This is a genomic window from Mesobacillus sp. (assembly GCF_049588175.1).
Lineage (GTDB): Bacteria > Bacillota > Bacilli > Bacillales > Cytobacillaceae > Mesobacillus.
The window spans coordinates 1-1520 of record NZ_JBAVFI010000579.1; the positions used below are offsets into that span (position 1 = coordinate 1).

Genomic DNA, 1520 nt, shown 5'->3' on the forward strand with positions numbered 1-1520 from the left:
ATAATAGTTGACCCCTTCAAAATGAATGGCGACTGAACCTTCATTCCATTCTTCTGGTACAGTGAAAATTTTCCGGTACCAAACAGGTCCGTCAGACTTTTTATCTCGTTCAGCTTGTTCCCAGCAGCCAGGAACAGAAATCTTAGACCATCTTCTATTTTTCGAAATTTCCTCATACTGTTCTACAGGCTTTGAAAAATCAACAAATACATCCCATTCTCCAGACAGGTTTATTTTTTTCTCCATGCCAAGCCTCCCATTTGTACGTGATTTTTATTTGTTGAATTTCTTTGTATCAATTTCACTGGTAATTCAAAAATTTTATTTTCATGTTCCTCGCCTTGAATCTTCTTGATTAGTACTTCAGTTGCCAATGCTCCCATTTCGTAAATTGGCTGAGCAATTGTTGTGATTCCTGGCTCAGTGTATTCTGTCAGCTGAATACCGTCAAAGCCGCAAATTGCTATTTGCTCAGGAACCTTTATTCCCATTTGGAGTAATTCCTTCAATGCACCCAGTGCCATTAAATCATTGCCGGCAAAGACACCATCAATATCCGCGTTGGACTGGAGCAGCCGCTTCATCGCTTCTCTCCCTCCTTTAATATCAAAGCCACCATCTTCTATCAGGGACTCGCTGAACCAATCATGACCAGAAACCATATCGGTATAAGCTATCAATCTTTCATAAGCGGGGTTAATGTTATCAGGGCCTGAAATATGCGCTATTTTTCTACAACCCACCTCAAATAGATGTTTTACCGCTAACTGGGCCCCCTCCGAATTACGTGCCCGTACAATGCTGCAATTATTGCCAGTAAAAGGACGGTCTAGTAAAACCACAGGAATCTTTGCATTTTGGAGCTTTCTAATCGTTTCCTCCTCTACCGTGTTGGAAACAATAATTAAGCCATCGATACTCTTTTTTTGCATAACTTCTATATAAGACTTTTCCTTTTTTTCAAGGTTGTCGGAATTGCCCAGAAAGACATTGAATTGATGCTGCTGGGCTATATCCTCAACGCCTCTGGCCAATTCGGGAAAAAACGGGTTTGATATATCAGGAAGGATCAATGATAAAGTTTTCATTGTCTTTCCTGCTAACCTCCTGGCAATTTGACTTGGTTCAAAACTTAACTCCTTCATGCTTTGCAGGACAGTCTTTTCTGTCTCCTTGTTCACATAGCCATTCTGGTTCAATACTCTCGAAACGGTTGCTACTGAAACACCAGCTAATTTTGCCACATCACGAATTGTCGCCATCAAAATCCCACCTTTTATGTAACCGGTTACATAAACTGCAAAAAAATAAAAAAGTCTTTTTTTTCAATTATAAATAACTAAAATGCTAGATACAACTAAAATATTTATTTTTTGAAATATTCCGATTTTATATATAATGATATGTTAAAAACTCTAAATTAATTCAATTTAAATTTTTAACATATTAATAGAATCAGTTAATATACCTATGATCCAAACATCATTCTACATTCCACAATTCCATATGCTCAACTAAAG

Annotated in this window: 1 protein-coding gene and 1 pseudogene; both read right to left on the bottom strand. The window is 37.6% G+C overall.

The features are described 5' to 3' along the window. Window positions 1-246, bottom strand: a pseudogene (locus WB217_RS14130) (hypothetical protein); the annotation flags it as partial. Continuing rightward, on the bottom strand, window positions 231-1262 hold the full coding sequence (locus tag WB217_RS14135; protein ID WP_423993862.1) for a LacI family DNA-binding transcriptional regulator: 1032 nt from the start codon (window positions 1260-1262) through the stop codon (window positions 231-233). The gene WB217_RS14135 and the pseudogene WB217_RS14130, both read right to left, overlap by 16 nt. Window positions 1263-1520 lie beyond the last annotated feature (258 nt).